The organism is Streptomyces sp. NPDC041068, assembly GCF_040647455.1.
Lineage (GTDB): Bacteria > Actinomycetota > Actinomycetes > Streptomycetales > Streptomycetaceae > Streptomyces.
Genome location: NZ_JBEZCG010000009.1, coordinates 322,169 through 341,058, shown reverse-complemented (window position 1 = coordinate 341,058; position 18,890 = coordinate 322,169). Strand labels below are relative to the sequence as shown.

The window sequence follows — 18,890 nt, the reverse complement described above, 5'->3', positions numbered from 1 at the left end:
GGCCCTTTCGCCTGTGCGGTCACACGGTGACGAGGGGCGCCGGTGAACCGGCGCGCATCACGTGGTCGACGTGGATCAGGCGGGCGATGAACCTGCCGTTCGCCACGTTCGCCTCGATGCCCACGGGGGCGAGCGAGTTCCCGTCCGGGAGCCCGGCGTAGTACAGGCCGGGGAGCGCGCCGAGGAGGCCCTCGCGCTGGACGGGGGCGCCGTTCTCGTCGAGGACGTGGCGCGGCAGGATGCCGTAGTCGGGGCCGAATCCTGTGCACCAGATGATGGTGGCGATGGCGTGGTGCGCCAGGTCGAGGGTTTCGCCGAAGGCGGTCACGTCGTCCAGGGGCATCTCGGGTGCCGGGTCCTCCTCCGGCACCGCGAAGCCGCGTTCCCGGATCACGGTGTCGATCACGTCGAGGGCCCGCCGGAACGACCGCGCGGACTCCTCCGCCAGGGCGAGGACGTTGTCCTTGAGCAGGAGCCTGCCGCCGTCCGCCGCGCTCACGGAGCCGACCGGGGTCACGCCCTTCGCGGCCAGCGTGCCGACGTTGAGGTCGCCGCTCTTGTCGTTCACGGCGGTGACCGGCAGGCCGGGCAGGACCGGTCCGCCGTCGCCGCCCGCCGCGCCGAACTCCTCGTACAGGGAGGGGAGCAGGCGGATCCACTCCTGGATGCCGCGGCCGCGGTAACGACGCGGCCACGCGCGATGGCGGCCGACGGACAGGAACGTGCGGCGTCCCGACTCCACCAGTTCGTCCGCGATCTGCTGGCCGCTGATGCCCGCGCCGACCACCAGGACGGCTCCGTCCGGCAGGGACCGGGGGTTGCGGTAGTCACGGGAGTGGATCTGGTGCACGGCCGGGTCGATGTCGGAGGCGAGGGCGGGCGTGCGCGGAGCCGCGTAACCACCCACCGCCGCGACGAGGTTGCGGGATCCGATGACGCCGCCGGAGGCCAGGTGCGTCCTGAACCGCACGTCGTCGTGGTCGGAGGCGTCCGGCGGGCACTCGACCTTCCGTACGGGCGTGTGCTGCCGTACCCGGAGCTTCCGTTCCGTCGCGTAACGGCGCAGGCGGTCGGCCAGTTCGGGGCCCGAAGGGCAACCGTAGGGGTCGTCGCCGTCGTAGTCCCGGCCGGGGAAGCGGACCGACTGGTTCCCGCTGCCGATGAGCAGGCTGTCCCAGCGTTCGTGGGCCCAGGCCTGGCCGATCTCTCCCCGCTCCAGGACGAGCGCCTCCCGCCCCCGCTCCTGGAGGGCCCCCGCCACTCCGCACCCCTGCTGTCCGGCGCCGATGACGACGGTCTCCGCGTATTCGTCTGCTGCCATGACCGAACCCTTCTGCCGACTGCCGCGAGAACGCGGCTACTTAGGTTTACCTAAGTGAGACCTTGCCGTCTCAAGTCGCCTTGATGTCAACTGGGTTCATGGCTGGTTTCATGGCGCGGCGAAGTGCGGTCCTCATCGGTGAAGCGGCGGCTCTGTACGGCCTCGCGCCGTCCACGGTGCGGTGGTGGGAGCGGCAGGGCGTGCTCAACCCGCCCGCACGTGCGGGCGGCAAGCGTCTCTACGACGACACCGACCTGCGCCGCATCGGCCTCGCCTATCTGTGCTGCGTGGTCGGGCGGATGCCGCTGGACCAAGCCGCCGTCGTCACCTCGGGGAAGGCCACGCGCGACGCCTGGCAGGAGGTCATCGAGGCCCGGCTTGCGCAAGTGGAGCGGCAGATGGCGCAGTTGGAGGCGGCCCGGGGATACCTACGCCACGCGCTCGGCTGCACGGACGACGACATCGCGGGAGACTGCCCCCACCTGGACGCCGAGCTGTCCGTGCACACCCCGCGCGGGCGTTTCCCGGGCTCCGACATCGTCACCGCCGCCCGCACGACGCGTGACGAAAACCCGGCGGCCCGCCCTCCGTGTGACGAAAGGACGGTGCTCTGCCCCGGCTGCCGGGGGCCGGTCGTGCGGTCGTCGCGCGGCCGACCCCGGACGTACTGCTCACGCGCCTGTCGGCAACGCGCCTACCGCGCGCGTCACCGCGAGTGATCAGCTCAGCGGGATGCTCTTGACGGCCGACAGGAGCGGGACGAGGACGTAGTCGCCGTTGCCGGAGCCGCAGACGGGCCGGGTGTCGGCGGTGTCGGAGATGTTCGTGCCGGGCTTGTACCGGGCGTCGGGGCTCGGCACCACGCTCGTCATATGGCTCTTGAGCCGCTCCGAGTAGTACACGCACTGGTGCAGGTTGAGGTGGCGGCCCGCGGTCAGGTCCAGGGGCAGAGACCCCGAGAGGCCGGGGTTGGGCACGTGGTTGCCGTTGCCCGGGCCGCAAGTGGGGGTGTTCTCCTTGGTGTTGGAGACCTTCGTGCCGGTGGAGTAGCGCCCGTCGCCGCTCGGCGTCACCAGGGTGGTGAAGCGGTCGGTGCTCGCGCTCCGGTAGTAGTCGCACTGCTGGAGGTTGAGGTAGCGGCCCGCGGTGAGGTCCAGCGCCTTGACGCCGTGCAGGACCGGAACGGGTACGTGATTGCCGTTCCCCGCGCCGCAGGCCGCCGTGGTGTCGGCGGTGGCGGAGCGCTTCGTGCCGGTGGAGTAGCGCCCGTCGCCGCTCGGCGTCACGAACGTGTTGAAGTGGTCGTCGAGGCTGCTCGCGTAGTACGCGCACTGGTGCAGGTTCAGATAGCCGGAGGCGGCCGCCTCCGCCTGCGGGGCCCGCTGGTCCTGGGCCGCCGGGGCCGGCCCGGCCGCGCCCAGGAAGGTGCCCACGCCGACCGTGAGGGCGAGTGCCGGTCGCCACACACGCATGGCCGTCCATCGCTTCATTTCGGTTCTCCCGTCCGGGTGCGGGCTGCGCTCTGGAACCGTCCCGCACTTCCTGCGACGAAGGTCCCAGGGGCACCCCGCACCCCGGTATCCCGAAATCTGGGGATTGCGGCTACGCCCTCCCGCGGTCGCGGCTATGCCTGGGGCCAGCCGCCGTACGGCACTGTGATGAGCTCCATGGCGTGCTCCGACGGGTCGAGGAAGTAGACGCCCTTCCCACCGTCGTTGCGGTTGATATCGCCGGGCTGCTTCTGGTGCGGGTCGGCCCAGTGCGTGATGCCGCGCTCTCTGATCTTCGCGTACGCCGCGTCGAACTCCTCCTCGGAGACGAGGAAGGCGTAGTGCTGCGGGGTGATCGATTCGGCGGGGACGGTGGCGAAGTCCAGGGTGACCGCGTTGCTCAGGGCGACCGCGACGAACGGGCCCCATTCCCCGGCGATTTCAAGGCCCAGCAGGTCCGCGAAGAACTCGGCGGACTCCCGGTTGTCACGGGCGTGGACGATCGTGTGATTCAACTCGACTGACAAGGAATGCCTCCAACAGGCATCTCCTGACACCTCCATGCCTCACCCAGCCGGTGACCGACACGCGATGTCGCCGTGGATCTTAAGCACGGCGACATCGAACTGTCGAGCTACTTCTTGCCGAGGGCCAGGGTCACACCCGCCGCGGCGGCGAGCACCCCGAGCGTCGCCCACGCGAACGCCGCCCGGAAATCGGCCACTTGGGTGCCCGCGCCGCCGAGGGCGGCGCCGACCAGGACGGCGAGGCCCAGCGAGCCGCCGAGCTGGTCGACGGAGCGCTGGACGCCGGAGGCGGTGCCCGCGTCGGCCTCCGTGACGTCGGAGAGGGCCGCGTTCTGCAGGGCCAGCAGGCCGATGCCCATGCCGGCCGCCACCGCGGTCATCCCCGGCAGCACGTCCACCCACAGGTCGCCGTGGTCCGGAAGGCGGGCCAGCCAGCCGAGCCCGGCGGCGGTGCACAGCAGCCCGGTCAGCGCCGTGTGCTTCAGCCCGATCGCGCCGATGAGCCGGGACGCCAGAGTGATCGCGATCAGCAGCGCCGCGCAGAAGGGGAGGTAAGCCGCCCCGGCCTGCAGCGGGGTGAGTTCCATGGCGTCCTGCAGGTAGAGGGTGAGCAGGAAGAACGTCGTGGAGAGGCCCGCGCTGAGCGGCACCGTGGCCGCGTTGGCGACGGCGCGGGTGCGGTGCGCGAAGAAGGCGAGCGGGACGAGCGGGCTCTTGGCCCGCGCTTCGACGAGGACGAAGGCCGCGAGGAGGAGAGCTCCGGCGAGTGCCGAGGCGGGGGACCCGCTCACCACGCCGTGGACGAGGGCGAGCGGTCCGCAGGTGAGGAGCGCCGCGCCGGGCAGGTCGAGCCTGCGCCCGGCGCCGCGCGGTCCGTCGGCGCGCACCAGCCTGGGGGTCAGGGCGACGACGGCCGCCACGACCGGCACGTTCACGCCGAAGATCCAGCGCCAGTCGAGGAGTTGGACGATCGCGCCGGAGAGCAGGACGCCCACGACGAGGCCGCTCGCGGAGATCGCGCCCCAGATGCCGAGCGCCTTGGCCCGCTCCGCGGGGGCGGAGTAGAGGAGCGCGATCAGGGACATGGCCGCGGGGGAGGCGAGCGCCTCGCCCACGCCCTGCGCGAAGCGCGCGGCGATCAGCGTTTCCAGGTTCGGTGCGAGCCCCGCCGCGAGCGAAGCGGCGCCGAACAGGAGCGCGCCGAGCAGGAACATCCGGCGCCTGCCGAGCAGGTCGGTGAGGCGTCCGCCGAGCAGCAGCAGGCCGCCGCCGGCGAGGGTGTATCCGGTGACGACCCAGGACAGGGAGTCCGCCCCGGTGCCGAAGTGGTCGTCGATGGACGGCACCGCCACGTTCACGACGGTGACGTCGATGGCGATGAGGAACTGCAGGAGGGAGAGCAGCGCGAGGCTGAGGGCGCGGCGGTCCCGCGTATGGGTGTTCATGAAGGGGGCACTCCAGGTCGGCCCCTGGCCGGTGTGCGGCGGGGGGCTGAGGAAGACAGGTCGCTTCCGTGCCACGGACCCGCGGGGCGGGTGGGGCACCTGGAGTTACTTGGTCCCGGACATGGGAGGGACCCTAGCCCGGCGGGTGGTGGGCGCGCACCTGGATTTCTTCCGGAGCCCCCGGCGCCGTAGGCCTGGACTTGGCCGTGCGCTCTCTCTACGCTCTGCCGCACCATGAGATGAGAGCGCTCTCAGATCTCAACTCCGGTCCATCACAGCCCTGTTGGAACGACGAGAGGTCCTCCCGTGAGACGCAAGACCAGATGTATGAGCAGGCGCGAGACCAGGCGCGAGACCAGACGTGAGACCAGACGTGAGACCAGGCGCGAGACCAGCACGCGCCTCCGCCTGTCCGCCGTGCTCCTGACCGCCGCCTGCGCCGCCACCGGCCTCGTTCCCACCGCTGCCGCGAGCCCCGAGCCCGCCAACTCCCGGCAGCCCGCGTCCCCGGCCCTCCTCGAAGCGATGGGGCGCGATCTCGGCCTGACGCCCGCCGCCGCGCGCGAGCGCCTCGCGGACGAGCGGCGGGCCGTCAGGACCGAGCGTGCGGCACGGAAGGCGGCCGGTGCCGCGTACGGCGGGGCCTGGTTCGACGCCAGGAGCGGTCGGCTCACCGTCGCCGTCACCGAGCGGCGGGCCGCCGCCGACGTACGCGGGACCGGTGCCGACGTCCGGTTCGTCGAGCACTCGGCGGCGCGGCTCGACGCGGCGAAGAAGCGCGTGGACAAGCTGAAGGCACCCGCGGGCGTAGCCAGTTGGCGGGTCGACCCGAAGGCGAACCGCGTCGTCGTGGACGTCGTCGAAGGCCACCGCGGCGACAACGATGTCGCGTCTTTCCTGCGGCGCGCCCGCGCCACCGCGCCCCTCCAGGTCGGCACGGTCGCCGAGGCGCCGAGCACCTTCGCCGCCGGGACGGTGGGCGGCGACCCGTACTACACCGGCAACGTCCGCTGCTCCATCGGCTTCTCGGTGCACGGCGGCTTCGTCACGGCCGGGCACTGCGGCGGCGCGGGCGCGGCGGTGCGCGGCTGGGACGGCTCCCACATCGGCACGTTCCAGGGCTCCTCGTTCCCCGACAACGACTACGCGTGGGTGTCGGTCGGGAGCGGCTGGTGGACCGTGCCGGTCGTGCTCGGCTGGGGCACCGTCCCCGACCAGCTGGTGCGGGGCTCGGCGGAGGCGCCGGTCGGCTCGTCGATCTGTCGCTCCGGCTCGACCACGAAGTGGCACTGCGGCAAGCTTCTCGCCAAGAACGAGACCGTCAACTACTCCGGCGGCGCCGTCGTCCACCAGCTGACCAAGACCAGCGTCTGCGCCGAGGGCGGCGACTCGGGCGGCTCGTTCATCAGCGGGGACCAGGCCCAGGGCGTGACGTCCGGCGGCTGGGGCAACTGCGGCAGCGGTGGCGAGACGTGGTACCAGCCGGTGAACGAGATCCTGCAGCGGTACGGGCTGAGGCTGCACACGGCCTGATGTCCGCCCGACGCCGGGTCAGCCGTGCCCCTGCGCGGAGGTGCCCCGGCGTTCCGCCACGACGGTGAGTGCCGCGCGCCAGCTCTCACCGCCGAGGTGGCGGGGCACGCGGTGCGTCAGGAGGTACGCGTCGGCCTCCTCGGTGTCGAGCTCGGCGAGGGCCGCCAGGGCCGCGTCGCGGCAGTGGAAGTAGTGGCCGTCGGACAGGAGCGCCGCCAACGGCGCGGCGGCCTCCGCGGCGCCGCGCCGACTGCCGAGCGCTTCGGCCACCGCCACGTGGACGTCCTCCGGGAGGTCCGGCCGCGTCAACTGGGCGAGGCCGGCGACCGCTTCGGGTCCGGGGCACCGGGCCAGCGCGGCGATCAGCCCGTCGGTGATGTCCGGTCGCAGCGGTTGCGCCAGGGAGGCGAGCACAGGTGCGGCCGGGGCGCCGATCCGGCCCAGGGCGCGCACGGCGGCCCGTGCGACGTCGCGGTCGGTGTCCTTGGCGGCGAGTTCCCCCAGCGCCTCGGCCGTGTGCGGCGCGGGGAAACCGCCCAGCGCCTGTGCCGCCTGGAGCCGTACCGTCTCCGACGCGTCCCGCACGGCGGCCAGCACCACCGGCAGCGAATCCGGAGCCCCGATGGCCCCCAGTGCGTGCAGGGCGCGGGCCCGGAGCGTGCCGGGCTCCTCCTCGTCCGCCACCAGTGCCGCGAGGCGGTCGGCCGCCGGGCGGTGGCGCAGCGCGGCGAGCGCGTCGACGGCGGCGGTACGCAGCTTCGGGGCGTCCTCTTCGTCCAGGGCCGCGAGGAGCGAGGGTGCGGCCTCCTCGCACGTCAAGTGCCCCAACGCCCGTGCGGAAAAGCGGCGTTGCGGGGTGTCGCCGTTCCCGGGCAGTCGCGCGAGCAGTTCCCGTACAGGCGGCGGCTCCGGTAGGCGCGCCACCGCCCGCGCTGCCGCCTCGCCGATCCTCGCGTCCCCGAGGGCCGCCAGCAGCGCCCCCGTCGCCGCCGCGCCGCCGACGGCCCCGAGCGCCGAGGCCGCCGCCCTGCGCACGGTCGGCACGGAAGCCGCGCCGATCAGTTTGATCAGGGTCGGCACGTCCCGGTAGTCCTGTGCCGCGCCGAAGAGTTCCGGCCGCTCCTGGACGAGGGCGCAGACCGTCACGGCGACGCGGGCCGGGGCGCGGTACGGGGCCCTGCGATCCGGTACGGAGTCCATCAGGTCGCCCCGCAACACGTCCCGCCCCCGCTTGGTCCTGGCGAGCAGCCGGGCCGTGGGCGCCGCCGTCTCCGCGTCCGGGTCGCGCAGCGCCCGCCGCAGCATGATCTCGGGGATCCAGCCGGCCGGCGGCGGCCAGGACGCCTCGGGGAGTTCGGTGAGCGCCCGGACGGCCGCCCTGCGCAGTTCGGGAGAGGTGGCCTCCGAGCTCACGAGGAACAGCAGGGCCGGTCCCGTACGCGGATCGCGCATCGCGCCGAGCACCTGGACCGCGTGCGCCTCGTCCCAGGGAAGCAGCGCCCAGAGCGCGGCCATCAACGCGGGCACGGCCTCAGCAGGTCGCAGCGCGGCCACCGCGTCGAGCACCGGTTTCGAAGGGCGCGGCTCGGCCAGTCTGCCGACCAGTTCCCGGACGACCTCGGGCCCGCCGAGGGCGCCGAGGGCCTGGAGCAGGGTCTCCTGCCGTCCGTAGTTCTTCGACGGCGTGCGGCGCAGTCGCCGCAGCAGCAAGGGGACCGCGCGGCGTTCACGCAGCTTCGCCAAGGGGGCGATGACCCACAGGTCGAGGTGCTGGGGGTACGTGTCCGGCCGTTCCAGACAGTCGAGGAGCGCGTCGGCCGCCACCGGACCACCGATGTCGCCCAGCAGTTCGGCGGCCATCCGGGCCGTACGGAAGTCACCGGACCGCATGACCTTGCACAGGCCCTCCACGTCCCCGGCCACCCTCATCCGGGCCAGGCCGGGACTCGCGGCATCCCGCTCCACTCAGGCCCCCCGCCCCTGCCCTTGGTCCTCGTCCGCCATCGCCACGTACAGCGGAGTGCCGACGACGACCTGCAGCTCCCGTCCGTCCTGCCCGGTGACGGTGCCGCTCAGCAGGCGCCGCGCGAGGAACTCACTGAAGACGGGCGGCACCGTCAACGACCGCGAGAACCTGAGGACTTGGTCCAGCGCCTCGTCCTCGTTGGGGGCGAGCCCGTTCGCCTCGGCGTGATCCTGTACGAGCCTGAACAGTGACGGCAGGTTGGAGAACGCCGCCTGGATCGTGTCCGGCGCCGTCCGCTGCCCGATCAGGTGGTGCCCCGACCCGATGAGCGCGACCACGGTGTCGCCCTCGCGCCCCGTCATGAACGTCGGCCCGGCGGGCGAGCCGTACCCCGCGATCCGCAGTCCCAGGTCACCCCGGAACCAGGGCCTCGGCTCGGTCATCCAGCTGACGTCGAACTCCCGCTCCAGATAGGCCTCGACGATGTCGAGCCGGTCGTACGCACTGGCCTCCGCGCGCGGCGACTGCACGGAGACGCTGAGCACCTTCAGGTCGACCTTGGCCTCGACGGCGAGGCGTTTGAGCAGCTTGGGCGGGATCTGCTCGTACAGCATGTCCAGCTTGGCGCCGGACACGTAGAGGTAGTAACGCACGTCGTTCGCTACGTCAGGCGTGGTCCTGGGGGAGGTTCAGGAAGGCGGTCCAGGTCTCCGGGGCGACGGTGAAGTGGGGGCCGTCGGGGTTCTTGGAGTCGCGGACGTGTACGGAGTTGGGTTGGGCGGCGACTTCGAGACAGGCGCCACCTTCGTCGCTGCTGTAGCTGGACTTGCGCCAGGCGTAGGCGACTTCGAGGCACTGGCCGCCTTCGCTGCCGCTGTAGCTGGACTTGAACCACTCAAGCGCGGTGCTGCCGCTCATTGCTCTCCTAGCAGTCGGTCCAACAGGTCCCTGGTGTCTTCCGAGTTCAGGGCCTGTGTCCGCAGCATCGCATACTTCTGAGTCAGGATCGCTACCTCGTCTGGATCAGCGATCAGTTGGCTGCCGCGCTGGGTTTCGGTGTAAGCGAGTCGCTGGTGCTCAGAGGTTTCCAGCAGAACAAAGGGGCCATCCAGCCCCGCGTGGGTGGTGCGCCCGAGCGGCAGGATCTGCAAGGCGAGGCCTGGGAGTTCGGCATGCTCGCGCAGTCGATGCAGCTGCTCGACGTACACTTCCCGACCTCCGAGGCGGTCGTGCAGCGCCGCCTCCCAGATGACAAAGCTCGTGGTCGGAGGGATCTTGCGGTGCAAGATCTCCTGGCGTTCGATCCGCGTCGCGACGAACTGCTCGATCTCGTCCTCGTCGAACACCGGCACGCGGCTGCGGAACACTGCCCGCGCGTATGCCTCGCTTTGCAACTGGCCGGGTACAGCCAGGCTGTCGTACACGGAGATCGCAATAGCCTCCCGCTCACAGTCCAAATACTCTTCCGCCCACCGCGGAACCAGATCCACCTCCGGCATATTGTCGACCGCCGTCTCCAACGTCCGGTTCGTGCCCAGGAGTTCATCCAACTGCACCGCCAGATCCATCTTCAGAGGCCGCCGCCCCTGCTCGATGGAAGCGATGGCCTCCTCGCTGATGACGAACCGCTCGGCCAACGACCTCTGCGTGTACCCGGCCGCCTCCCGGTGGACGGCAAGCAGCGCCCCCACCATCCGCATCGCCGAGGCGTTCCTGCGTGACCGTCGTTTTGGGCTGCTCATGCGGTGCAACTCCCCACCAGAGGCCGTGCGTTCACGCGCAGAACCCGTACAGCCCAGCTGTACGGGTTCACGCACTGCTTCATGATGAACACAGAGTGTGACTCTCGTCACGTGAACCACGAAACTCCACGCGAACGCGAACGCTTCTACCGGCGCGAACGCCAGTCCGTCCCCGCCGCCCGCGCCTTCGCGGGCGCCGCGCTCGCCGACTGGGGGATCGGCGGGAACCGCGCGGACGACATCGTGCTCTGCGTCAGCGAGTTGGCGACGAACGCCCTGCTGCACGGCGTCCCGTCCGGACGGGGATTCAGGCTCCAGCTCCGCCGCGAAAGCGACGTACTCCGAGTCGAGGTCCACGACAGCGGCGGCGGCTGGCCCTTGCCCCGGTTCGGCGTCAGCGAGAACGGTGACGCGGAGTCGGGGCGCGGCCTGCTGCTCGTGGCGGCCCTGGCCGACAAGTGGGGGATCTCGGAGCGCGATCCGGGGAAGATCGTCTGGTGTGAGTTCGGCCGGTGACCCCTCTGAACTCGGCGTCGCGTTTCCGCCAGCCCGAGGGCTCCTCGCGGTGCAGCCTGGTCGCATGACGACGACAGCGACGACAGCGACGCACCCGACGTATCAGCCGACCGCCATCGCTCCCGACGCCCTGGAGGGACTCCGCGAGCGCGACGACGCCGGTGCGGCCCCCCGGCCGTACGCGGACGACGAGGGCGGGGCGCCCTTGCGCTGCTGTCTGCGTCGTAGTCGCGCCGGTGAGCGGATCGCTCTCGTGTCGTACGCGCCGCTGCGGCGGTGGGCGGCGCGGACGGGGGCGGCCCCCGGCGCCTACGACGAGGTGGGGCCGGTCTTCGTCCACGCCGACGTGTGCGCGGGGCCGGACCCCGCCGCCGGGTATGCGTTCGCCGAGACCGGGGCGCGGCGCGTCCTGCGCCGCTACAACGCGCTCGGGCACATCACCGGCGGCACGCTCGTGGATCTGCCGCAGCATCCGGCCGAGGCGGCGGCCGCCGTGGAGCGGGCGCTGCGCGAGGCCTTCGCCGAGCCGGACGTGGCGCTGGTGCACGTCCGGGCGGTGGAGTACGGCTGCTTCCTCTACGCGGTGGGCCGCCCCTGAGGCGGACGGCTCAGGCGCGGTTCAGCCAGAAGCCGCACTGCCGGCTGACGTCCAGGTCGGTGCGGCGCGGGCCGGGCGCCAGGTCGAGTGCGTACGACCTGCCGCCCGAGGTCAAGGACATGCGCGGCCAGGGCGTCGCGTGCGGCCCGTTCGGGTCGCCGGACCGCACGAACCGCGCCCAGTAGCCGACCATTCGGGTCGCGAGCCGCCGCTGAGCGGCCGTGAGCGGCGGGGCGTTGACGGAGTCGAAGAGGTAGGGGACGTCGGCGCCGTGCGCGACCGAGGGGCGGACATGTGCGGGCAGCGGGTGACCGCTGAGCGGGATCGCGGCCTCGTCGTCGAAGAGATAGCTGTACGTGGGTGCCGTACGGGCATGCAGTCGTGCGGCCCGCCAGGCCGGGCACGTCCAGGAGCGGTCGCTGAACATCCGCGCGGCGGCGGCCATGGGGGAGGGGAAGTCCCGTACGGGATAACGGCGTTCGACCCGCCGAGCGGTGTCTGCCCCGAAGGCGTCGCGCAGGAGACCGCGGTACTGGGCCGAGGTCAGGCCGTCCGGGTAGACACCGAGGGCGAACTCGACGTGCTCGTCGCGGGTCGTGCCCTGGAGGAGGGGTACGGGGGTCTGCTTCCCGGCGGCGAACACCTCGGCGGGATGCCGCGGCACCAGGTTCGTCCCGTACGCGACGATGCTGAACTGTGCCTGGTGCTTGACGAGTTCGCGTGCGGGCAGGCGGCGCAGGCAGGTGACGTCGCGGCAGCCGAGGCGGTCGGCGAGGTCGCGGCCGGTGCGCTGGACGGTCGTCAGGGGCTGCCAGCCGTTGACGGGGCCGGAGCCGGGGCCGAAGCCGCCGGCGGGGAAGTCGGTCAGACACGATCCGCTCTGCACGATCGCCTGCCGGAACAGGCCGCGGGCGCGCGGCGAAGTCATCAGCGTGCAGGTGCTCATGGCACCGGCGGAGACGCCGCCGAGGGTGATGCGGCCGGGGTCGCCGCCGAAGCGGGCGATGTTGGCGTGGACCCAGCGCAGGGCGGCGAGTTGGTCCTGGAGGCCGAAGTTGCCCTGGGCGCCGAGGCGGGGGTGGGCGAAGAAGCCGAAGACGCCGAGCCGGTAGTTGAGCGTCACGACGACCATGTCGCCTCGCTTCACGAGGCGCGACGGGTCGTCGACGGAGCCCGCGCCGGTGACGAATCCGCCGCCGGGCATCCAGACGAGGACGGGGCGGGGCTTGCCGGGCTCGGGCGGGCGGCGCGGGGCGGTGACGTTCAGCGTCAGACAGTCCTCGCTCTGCGGAAGGCCGCTCGGCATCTCCGGGGCGTCGGGCTGGACGCAGACGGGTCCGGGCCGCGTGGCGTCGCGTACGCCGGTCCAGGCGTGGGCGGGCTGCGGAGGCCGCCAGCGCAGGGAGCCTACGGGCGGGGCGGCGAAGGGGATGCCCTGGAAGCGGCGTAACCCGTCGCGCGTGGCCGTCCCGCGTACCGCTCCGTCGGTGGTGCGGACGACGGGGGCGGACGTGGCGGCGGACGTGGTGGCGTCCGGCGCGGCGGAGTCCGCGGTCGCCGTGGGCCCGCCCGGCCCGCAGGACGCCAGCGCCGCCGTGACGCCGAGCGCGAGCAGTCCCCGGGCCGCAGCCCGCCTCACTTGCGCGACCTTGTCGGACCTCATGGGCACAGCCTTTCGGAGTGGGGGGAGGGCGGCACGTGCCGCCGTTTTTGCAATGCGACCGCATGGTAATGAGTTCGGCGGCTACTATGCAATGCACTCGCATGGCAAAGGTGGCCGAGTGTGCGAGGCGGGCGAGACGGGGGAGAAGAGCATGCCGAAGGTCGTCGATCACGAGGAACGCAGAGGCCGACTGGTCGAGGCGGTCTGGGAGTTGACCGTCCGCGAGGGCCTGGAAGGCGTGACGCTGCGCAAGGTCGCGGCCGAGGCCGGGGTCTCGATGGGGCAGGTGCAGCACTACTACGCGTCGATGCGGGAGCTGATCCGCGACGCCTTCACCCGCGCCCAGCGGTCCGTCGACGCGAAGGTGCGGGCAAGCATCGAATCCGCAGCCCCCGCAGACTCCGCCGCTTCCGCCGCGTCCACCGCCCCGGAGGCGATCCTGCGCACCTGCCTCCACGCCCTGCTCGCCCGCGACGAGGAGACCAGCAGGCTGGTCCTGCTCTCCGTGGCGGGCCTGGGCCGCGCGGTCTCGGACCCCCGCCTGGCCGAAGTCTTCGCCCCCCAGGACGACTCGCTGCGCGAGTTCACGGCATCGCTGCTCACCGAGGCCCGCCGCGAACGCGGCACAGAGGGCGAGGAGTTCGACGCCCTCACCGAGGCGGACATCTGCTGGAGCCTGGCGGAGAGCCTGGCCACGGACGTGGCCCTCGGCCTGCGTACCCCCGAGTCCGCGGAACGGCTCATGACGCATCACATCGACGGCACCTTGACCCGGACCTAGGGGGCGGGGGCGAGTCGTGGGCGCGGGCCTTCCGGACCGACGTCACCAGAACCGGGACAGAGGGCCCACCTTGAACGCCGTCGTGTCCACGCTGATCTTGCCTGCGAACGGGTGGTCGAGGACGACGACGAGCAGCAGGCTGAAGCCGATGAGGGCGGCGACCGAGCCGACGAAGAGGAGGTGGACGCGGCGGCTCTTGATGCCGTAGAGGAAGGTCAGGGGGATGAACACCAGCGCGCCGCCGTACACCAGGGCCTTCAGCAGGCCGGGCAGTTCCTGGCGGGCGATGGTCATGCGGGCCCGGCGATGGGCGACCACCTCATTGAGGTCGTCGATCGCCTCGCCGTAGAAGGCCTTCTCCTTCTCGGTGCGCGGCTCGTACGTCTGGAGCGAGGAGAACAGGTCCTCCATCTGGCGCTGGGCGACGCTGTACTGCGGATTCCCGGTCCGCATGAGGGGCCACTGCACGTCGACGACCTTGTGGATGTAGGCGCCGACGGCCGCGTGGACGCGGTCGCGTCGGGCGGGCGGGAATGCCTGGCTGTCCCAGGTGAGCTGGGCCAGGGCCGACGCCTCGTCCTGCACCACCGCGTCGGCGTCCTGCATCTGGGTCCACAGCGTCACGACGACGAACGCGAGAATGATGCCGTAGATGGCGCCGTACATGCCGATGACGACTCCGACCATGTCGTTGTGCTCACCGTCCGCCAGCCCGGGGTGCCGCCGGTGCGTCAGTACGCTGCCCGCCAGTGCCAGGACGACGACGCCGCCGACGATCAGGGCAGCGATCGCGGCGGTGGACATGCTGTTCAGCAGCCACAGTTCCACAGGCCCCCCAGGCACATAGTCGCGCTCACTCGGTGGTGCACCACGGTGGTGCTGCACCACGGCTGCGACGGATATGCCTGGGGGGCGGGTTCGCCACTCGGAAGGGGGAAGCGGCGTCAGCTCAGGAGTTCCACCTCCGCGAGCGTCGCGGAGCCGTCCGGCACGAGCCGGTAGTGCCCGTACGTACCCGGTTCGTCGATCGAGAACGCCCGGGTCTGCTGGTCCCACGCGAAGGACTCACCGGAACGCTTGTCCAGGTCCTTCCACTTCTTGCCGTCCTTCGAGCCCTGCAGGACCCAGCCGCGCGGCGCCTTCGCCTTGTCGGTCGATGACGTCAGCGTGTACTGCACCGCCTTCGTCTCCTTGCCCACCGGCAGTTCCACCGCCGAGTCCGAAGTCACCTTCGTGTCCGAGGAGTTGTCGAAGAGCGCGCCCTCGCCGTCGAGGGCGTCCTTCCTCGGGGACGGCACCTTGTCGTCCTGTGCGATCGACGCCGGCTGGGCGTTCCTGCCGGAGCCCCACGCGGACGGCTTCGGGCCCATGTCGAACTCCAGGACTCCGCCGCGCGCTATCTCCTTGTGGGGGAGGGCTGTTGACGTCCACTTCCTGCCGTTGACCTCTAGGCCCTGGACGTACACGTTCTCCGCGCTGTTCTTCGGCGCCTTGACGACCAGGTCCCGCCCGTTGTCCAAGTGGACGGTCATCTTGGTGAACTGGGGCGAGCCGATCGCGTACTCGCCGCTGCCCATCACCAGCGGGTAGAAGCCGAGCGAGGAGAAGAGGTACCAGGCCGACTGCTCGCCGTTGTCCTCGTCACCGTGGTAGCCCTGGCCGATCTCGCTGCCGGTGTAGAGCCGCGAGAGGACCTCGCGGACCTTCTCCTGCGTCTTCCACGGCTGCCCGGCCGCGTCGTACATGTACGCCGCGTGGTGGGCGACCTGGTTCGAGTGGCCGTACATGCCCATGCGTACGTCGCGCGCCTCCGTCATCTCATGGATGACGCCGCCGTACGATCCCGCGAACTCGGCGGAACCCGTCTCGGGGATCGCGAAGTACGTGTCGAGCTTGTCGCCGAGGCCCTTGCGGCCGCCGTAGAGGTTGGCGAGACCGCGCGAGTCCTGCGGGGCCGTGAAGGCGTAACCCCAGGCGTTGGTCTCCGTGTAGTCGTAGCCCCACACGCGCGGGTCGAACTTCTCGGACGGTACGCGCCAGACACCCTTGGCGTCCTTGCCCTGGAAGAAGCCGGGGTCCGTGCCCGCTCCCGCCGCCTTGTCGTCGAAGAGGTTCACGTAGTCCTGGGCGCGGTTGAGGAAGTACGCGGACTCCTCCTTGTAGTGCTTCTTGCCCGTCTTCTTGTAGAGGGCCGCGCCCATGCGGGAGATGCCGTAGTCGTTGAGGTAGCCCTCCAGCGCCCAGGAGAGGCCCTCGTGCGTCTCGCTCGGCGTGTAGCCGAGGAAGGGCGACTTCTCCATGCCCTTGCGGCCGACGCCCGAACTCGGCGGCACCACCGTCGCGTTCTTCAGCGCGGCGTCGTACGCGGCCTCCGCGTCGAACTTCACGCCCTTGACGTAGGCGTCGGCGAACGCCACGTCCGATGAGGTGCCCGTCATCAGGTCCGCGTAGCCCGGCGAGGACCAGCGCGAGGTCCAGCCGCCGTCCTTGTACTGCTGCACGAACCCGTCGACCAGCTCGCCCGCCTTCTTCGGGGTGAGCAGGGAGTAGGCCGGCCACGTCGTCCGGTACGTGTCCCAGAAGCCGTTGTTGACGTACGGCTTGCCCTCGACGATCTTCGCGCCGGTGTGGGTCGGGGTGTCGGGACCGGTCTGCGGTGAGAACGGGGACGCGTACGTGTACGTCGCCTTGCCGCCGCCCTCCGGGACGACCTTCTCGAAGCCGGAGTTGGGGTAGAGGTAGAGGCGGTAGAGGGAGGAGTAGAGGCTCGTGCGCTGCCCCTCGCTCGCGCCCTCGACCTCCACCCTGCCGAGGATGTCGTCCCACTGCTTCTGGGCGCGGTCCTCGACCCGGTCGAAGGAGGTGCCCGCCGGGATCTCCTGGCCGAGGTTGGCCTTCGCCTGGTCCAGGCTGATCAGGGACGTCGCTATGCGGAGCGTGACCGTGCGGTCCTTGCCGGGATCGAGGCGGAGGTACCCGGTGACGTCGCCGCCACCGCCGCCGTCCAGCTTGCCGCCCGCAGTCACGGGCGAGTCGAGGACGCCGTACACGAACAGGCGCGTCGCGCCCGTCGACAGACCGGACTTGACGTCCGAGAAGCCGCTCACGACCCCCTTGTCCTTGTCGAGGGTCAGGCCGCCCTTCTCGGAGACGTTGTCGAAGATCACGCTCGCGTCGTCACCGGGATAGGTGAACCGCATCATCGCGGCGTGGTCGGTCGGCGTCATCTCGGCCTTGAGGCCGTTCTCGAACGTCACGCCGTAGTAGTGCGGGCGCGCCGTCTCCTTCTCGTGCCGGAACGCCAGCGCCCGCTTGGTCCGCGAGGCGTTCGGGGTGTCCTTGTCGACCGACGGCATCATCTGGAACGTCTGCCGGTCGCCCATCCACGGGCTCGGCTCGTGGCTCGCGCTGAACGCCTGGATCGTCGGCAGGTTGTCGTCGTTGTTGCCGCGCGCGTAGTCGTAGAGCCAGCTCAGGGAGCCCGCGTTGGTCACCGGCGTCCAGAAGTTGAAGCCGTGCGGGACGGCCGTGGCCGGGAAGGTGTTGCCGCGCGAGAAGCCGCCGCTGGAGTTGGTGCCGCGCGTGGTGTCGGCGTAGTCGGAGAGGTGCGCCTTCGGCTTCGCCGGTGCCTTCTCCTTCAGCGACACGTCGTCCAGCCAGCCGCGGAACTTCGCCGGGCCCTTGGGGGAGTCGTACGCCAGCAGGATCCGGTCGACCGTCTTGCCCGCGGCCACCTCGCCGACGCGCGACGCGACGTTGTTCCACTGGTTGACGTAGAGCACCTTGGACGCGCCCTGGCCCTGCGGGCTCAGCGGGAAGCCGTGCTGGTCCGTGGCCTTGAGGTCGCTGAGGTAGGTGCCGTCGGTGAACGCGAGGTCCACGGAGACGTTCGTCGCGGCGTAGTCGCGGTCGCCCTCGGCCATCGAGGGGAAGACGCGGTACCCGAGCTCGGTGTCGCGCCGCACCGGGACGTTCACGTCGAAGACCTTGTTGTACGAGTAGCCGCGTCCGTCCACCTTGTGGGTGCCCGCATAGCGCAGCGCGTGCGTCCCGGTGAAACCGGCGCGGGACTTGGCGGTGGGCGAGCCGCTGGGGCCGCGGTCCACGAGGCTCAGCATGTCCTCGGGGGCGGGGGCCTCGGTGCCGCCCACCGACAGTTGCGCGTCGGCGAGCTGGAGGGCGTCGTCGGCGCCGTTGTTCGCCGTGACGTCGAGGCGGTAGTGCGCGTACGCCGCCGCGTCCCCGGGCTCGGTGAAGTCGTACTTCTTCGTCTTGTGGCGGCCGTCGAAGGTCTCGCCCTTGCGCTCGTCGAGGACCTTCCAGTCCTTGCCGTCGGCGGAGCCCTTCAGGGTCCAGTCCTTCGGATCGCGCTCGGCGTGGTCATTGGCGGAGGTCAGCGCGTACGTCACGACCTTCGCGGGTTCGTCGAGGTCGAACTCCACCCAGCCGGTCTTGGCGAACGTCAGCCACTTGCTGGTCGCCTCGGCGTCGACGAGGTTCTCCGCGACCTCTCCGGAGCCCGCGTTCTCGCCGCTCGCGCGGACGTCGGTGACGTGGTCGTTCACGCTGCCGGGCAGGCCGGAGCTGAACTCGCCGTTCACGCCCGCGGCCTTCTTCCTGCCGTCGGGGCCCGTCTCGACGGTGCTCAGCCAGTCCGGCCGGGCCTCGCCTTCCTCGAAGGAGGAGACGAACTCCTTGTGTTGGCGGGGAGGCCGCTCCGGCCCGGCGACGGCGGCCCCCTGTGCCGCCGCGACGAGCGCGAGCGCCAGTGCCCCGACGGCGGCGGCCGAGCGGGGTCCTTGACCGGGCGGACGGTGGTGTCTGAAACGAGGTCTGCGTGCCGAGTGCGGCATCCCCGAGCCCCTCCTTGCGAGTTGGACAACGTTGTCACGGTCGCTGCGCAAGGTCTAGTAGGGCGTCAAGTGGTGAGTGGTGTCAAGGCTGTTGGAGGGGCATCCGATGGTGTAGAGGGAGGCGGCACGGGCGTTGCTTTCGCGAACGCGGGGCGTTGTCGTCGCTGATCTCTCGTGCGGGGCCGTGCGGGAAAGTCCATGGAAACCGGCGCGAAAGTCCACGCGTTCGGACGGGGATGTGCGAGAGGTTTCGAGGGAGAACGTCGCAGGTCTCAACTCGGACAAGCCTGCAGACCAAACCTGTATTCGATCTTGCCCACCTGATGGCGAGTGGACTATACCTGTCGGCGTCTGCACGGCCGTTCGGCCGGTCGCGGGCCCGGGACGGCGGCGTGGGGGAGCCCGGGTGCGCCAACTCCCCTTTCCGCCAACCAAATCCGACGTACCACTCGTTT

General features: G+C 71.2%; 16 protein-coding genes. 5 read left to right on the top strand and 11 right to left on the bottom strand.

Translation table 11 applies throughout. The features are described 5' to 3' along the window. Positions 1 to 19: 19 nt before the first annotated feature. A complete protein-coding gene (locus tag AB0B50_RS22785; RefSeq protein ID WP_362334709.1) occupies positions 20 to 1,321 on the bottom strand; it encodes an NAD(P)/FAD-dependent oxidoreductase in 1,302 nt (433 codons plus the stop codon). Between the two features lie 98 nt (positions 1,322 to 1,419). On the opposite strand from AB0B50_RS22785, the gene AB0B50_RS22780 reads away from it, so the two are divergent. Next, the gene (locus AB0B50_RS22780; RefSeq protein ID WP_362334706.1) at positions 1,420 to 2,040 is read left to right on the top strand and encodes a MerR family transcriptional regulator; all 621 of its coding nucleotides are present in this window, start codon (positions 1,420 to 1,422) and stop codon (positions 2,038 to 2,040) included. Here the strand turns inward: AB0B50_RS22780 and AB0B50_RS22775 are convergent, their stop codons facing one another. The 3 genes from AB0B50_RS22775 to AB0B50_RS22765 form a co-directional block, all read right to left on the bottom strand. Beyond that, on the bottom strand, positions 2,041 to 2,811 hold the full coding sequence (locus AB0B50_RS22775) for a hypothetical protein (protein ID WP_362334703.1): 771 nt from the start codon (positions 2,809 to 2,811) through the stop codon (positions 2,041 to 2,043). It abuts the gene before it with no gap. A 134-nt stretch (positions 2,812 to 2,945) separates the two neighbouring features. Beyond that, complete coding sequence (locus AB0B50_RS22770; RefSeq protein ID WP_362334701.1) at positions 2,946 to 3,338, bottom strand: VOC family protein; 393 nt, start codon at positions 3,336 to 3,338, stop codon at positions 2,946 to 2,948. Between the two features lie 107 nt (positions 3,339 to 3,445). Beyond that, the gene (locus AB0B50_RS22765) at positions 3,446 to 4,783 is read right to left on the bottom strand and encodes an MFS transporter (protein WP_362334698.1); all 1,338 of its coding nucleotides are present in this window, start codon (positions 4,781 to 4,783) and stop codon (positions 3,446 to 3,448) included. A gap of 327 nt (positions 4,784 to 5,110) precedes the next feature. Between AB0B50_RS22765 and AB0B50_RS22760 the strand changes: the two genes are divergently transcribed. Beyond that, positions 5,111 to 6,316 (top strand): S1 family peptidase, encoded by a 1,206-nt coding sequence (locus AB0B50_RS22760; RefSeq protein ID WP_362334695.1) that lies wholly within the window; start codon positions 5,111 to 5,113, stop codon positions 6,314 to 6,316. Between the two features lie 18 nt (positions 6,317 to 6,334). Here the strand turns inward: AB0B50_RS22760 and AB0B50_RS22755 are convergent, their stop codons facing one another. Genes AB0B50_RS22755 through AB0B50_RS22740 form a run of 4 tightly spaced genes read right to left on the bottom strand, consistent with a single transcriptional unit; the run spans position 6,335 to position 10,024 of the window. Further along, positions 6,335 to 8,245 (bottom strand): HEAT repeat domain-containing protein, encoded by a 1,911-nt coding sequence (locus tag AB0B50_RS22755; protein WP_362334692.1) that lies wholly within the window; start codon positions 8,243 to 8,245, stop codon positions 6,335 to 6,337. A 36-nt stretch (positions 8,246 to 8,281) separates the two neighbouring features. Continuing rightward, positions 8,282 to 8,935, bottom strand: a complete 654-nt coding sequence (locus AB0B50_RS22750) for an SAVMC3_10250 family protein (protein WP_362334690.1) — start codon at positions 8,933 to 8,935, stop codon at positions 8,282 to 8,284. Positions 8,936 to 8,948: 13 nt separating this feature from the next. Continuing rightward, entirely contained in the window at positions 8,949 to 9,200 is a 252-nt protein-coding gene (locus tag AB0B50_RS22745) for a DUF397 domain-containing protein (protein ID WP_362334687.1), read from the bottom strand. Continuing rightward, complete coding sequence (locus AB0B50_RS22740; RefSeq protein WP_362334684.1) at positions 9,197 to 10,024, bottom strand: helix-turn-helix transcriptional regulator; 828 nt, start codon at positions 10,022 to 10,024, stop codon at positions 9,197 to 9,199. Before AB0B50_RS22740 ends, AB0B50_RS22745 begins: the two co-directional genes overlap by 4 nt. A gap of 84 nt (positions 10,025 to 10,108) precedes the next feature. Between AB0B50_RS22740 and AB0B50_RS22735 the strand changes: the two genes are divergently transcribed. Both AB0B50_RS22735 and AB0B50_RS22730 read left to right on the top strand, forming a co-directional pair. Further along, entirely contained in the window at positions 10,109 to 10,540 is a 432-nt protein-coding gene (locus tag AB0B50_RS22735; RefSeq protein ID WP_362334904.1) for an ATP-binding protein, read from the top strand. A gap of 64 nt (positions 10,541 to 10,604) precedes the next feature. Next, positions 10,605 to 11,138 carry a DUF1203 domain-containing protein gene (locus AB0B50_RS22730; protein ID WP_362334681.1) on the top strand — a complete coding sequence of 178 codons (534 nt, stop codon included), beginning with the start codon at positions 10,605 to 10,607 and terminating at the stop codon, positions 11,136 to 11,138. A 10-nt stretch (positions 11,139 to 11,148) separates the two neighbouring features. Here the strand turns inward: AB0B50_RS22730 and AB0B50_RS22725 are convergent, their stop codons facing one another. Beyond that, positions 11,149 to 12,801 carry a carboxylesterase/lipase family protein gene (locus AB0B50_RS22725; protein WP_362334678.1) on the bottom strand — a complete coding sequence of 551 codons (1,653 nt, stop codon included), beginning with the start codon at positions 12,799 to 12,801 and terminating at the stop codon, positions 11,149 to 11,151. Between the two features lie 151 nt (positions 12,802 to 12,952). Between AB0B50_RS22725 and AB0B50_RS22720 the strand changes: the two genes are divergently transcribed. Beyond that, a complete protein-coding gene (locus AB0B50_RS22720; protein ID WP_362334676.1) occupies positions 12,953 to 13,582 on the top strand; it encodes a TetR family transcriptional regulator C-terminal domain-containing protein in 630 nt (209 codons plus the stop codon). Between the two features lie 42 nt (positions 13,583 to 13,624). Here AB0B50_RS22720 and AB0B50_RS22715 read toward each other — a convergent pair whose 3' ends face one another. Next, positions 13,625 to 14,386, bottom strand: coding sequence for a hypothetical protein (locus AB0B50_RS22715; RefSeq protein ID WP_362334674.1), 762 nt, complete (start codon positions 14,384 to 14,386; stop codon positions 13,625 to 13,627). 140 nt (positions 14,387 to 14,526) lie between these two features. Continuing rightward, positions 14,527 to 18,435, bottom strand: a complete 3,909-nt coding sequence (locus tag AB0B50_RS22710) for a GH92 family glycosyl hydrolase (RefSeq protein ID WP_362334671.1) — start codon at positions 18,433 to 18,435, stop codon at positions 14,527 to 14,529. Positions 18,436 to 18,890 lie beyond the last annotated feature (455 nt).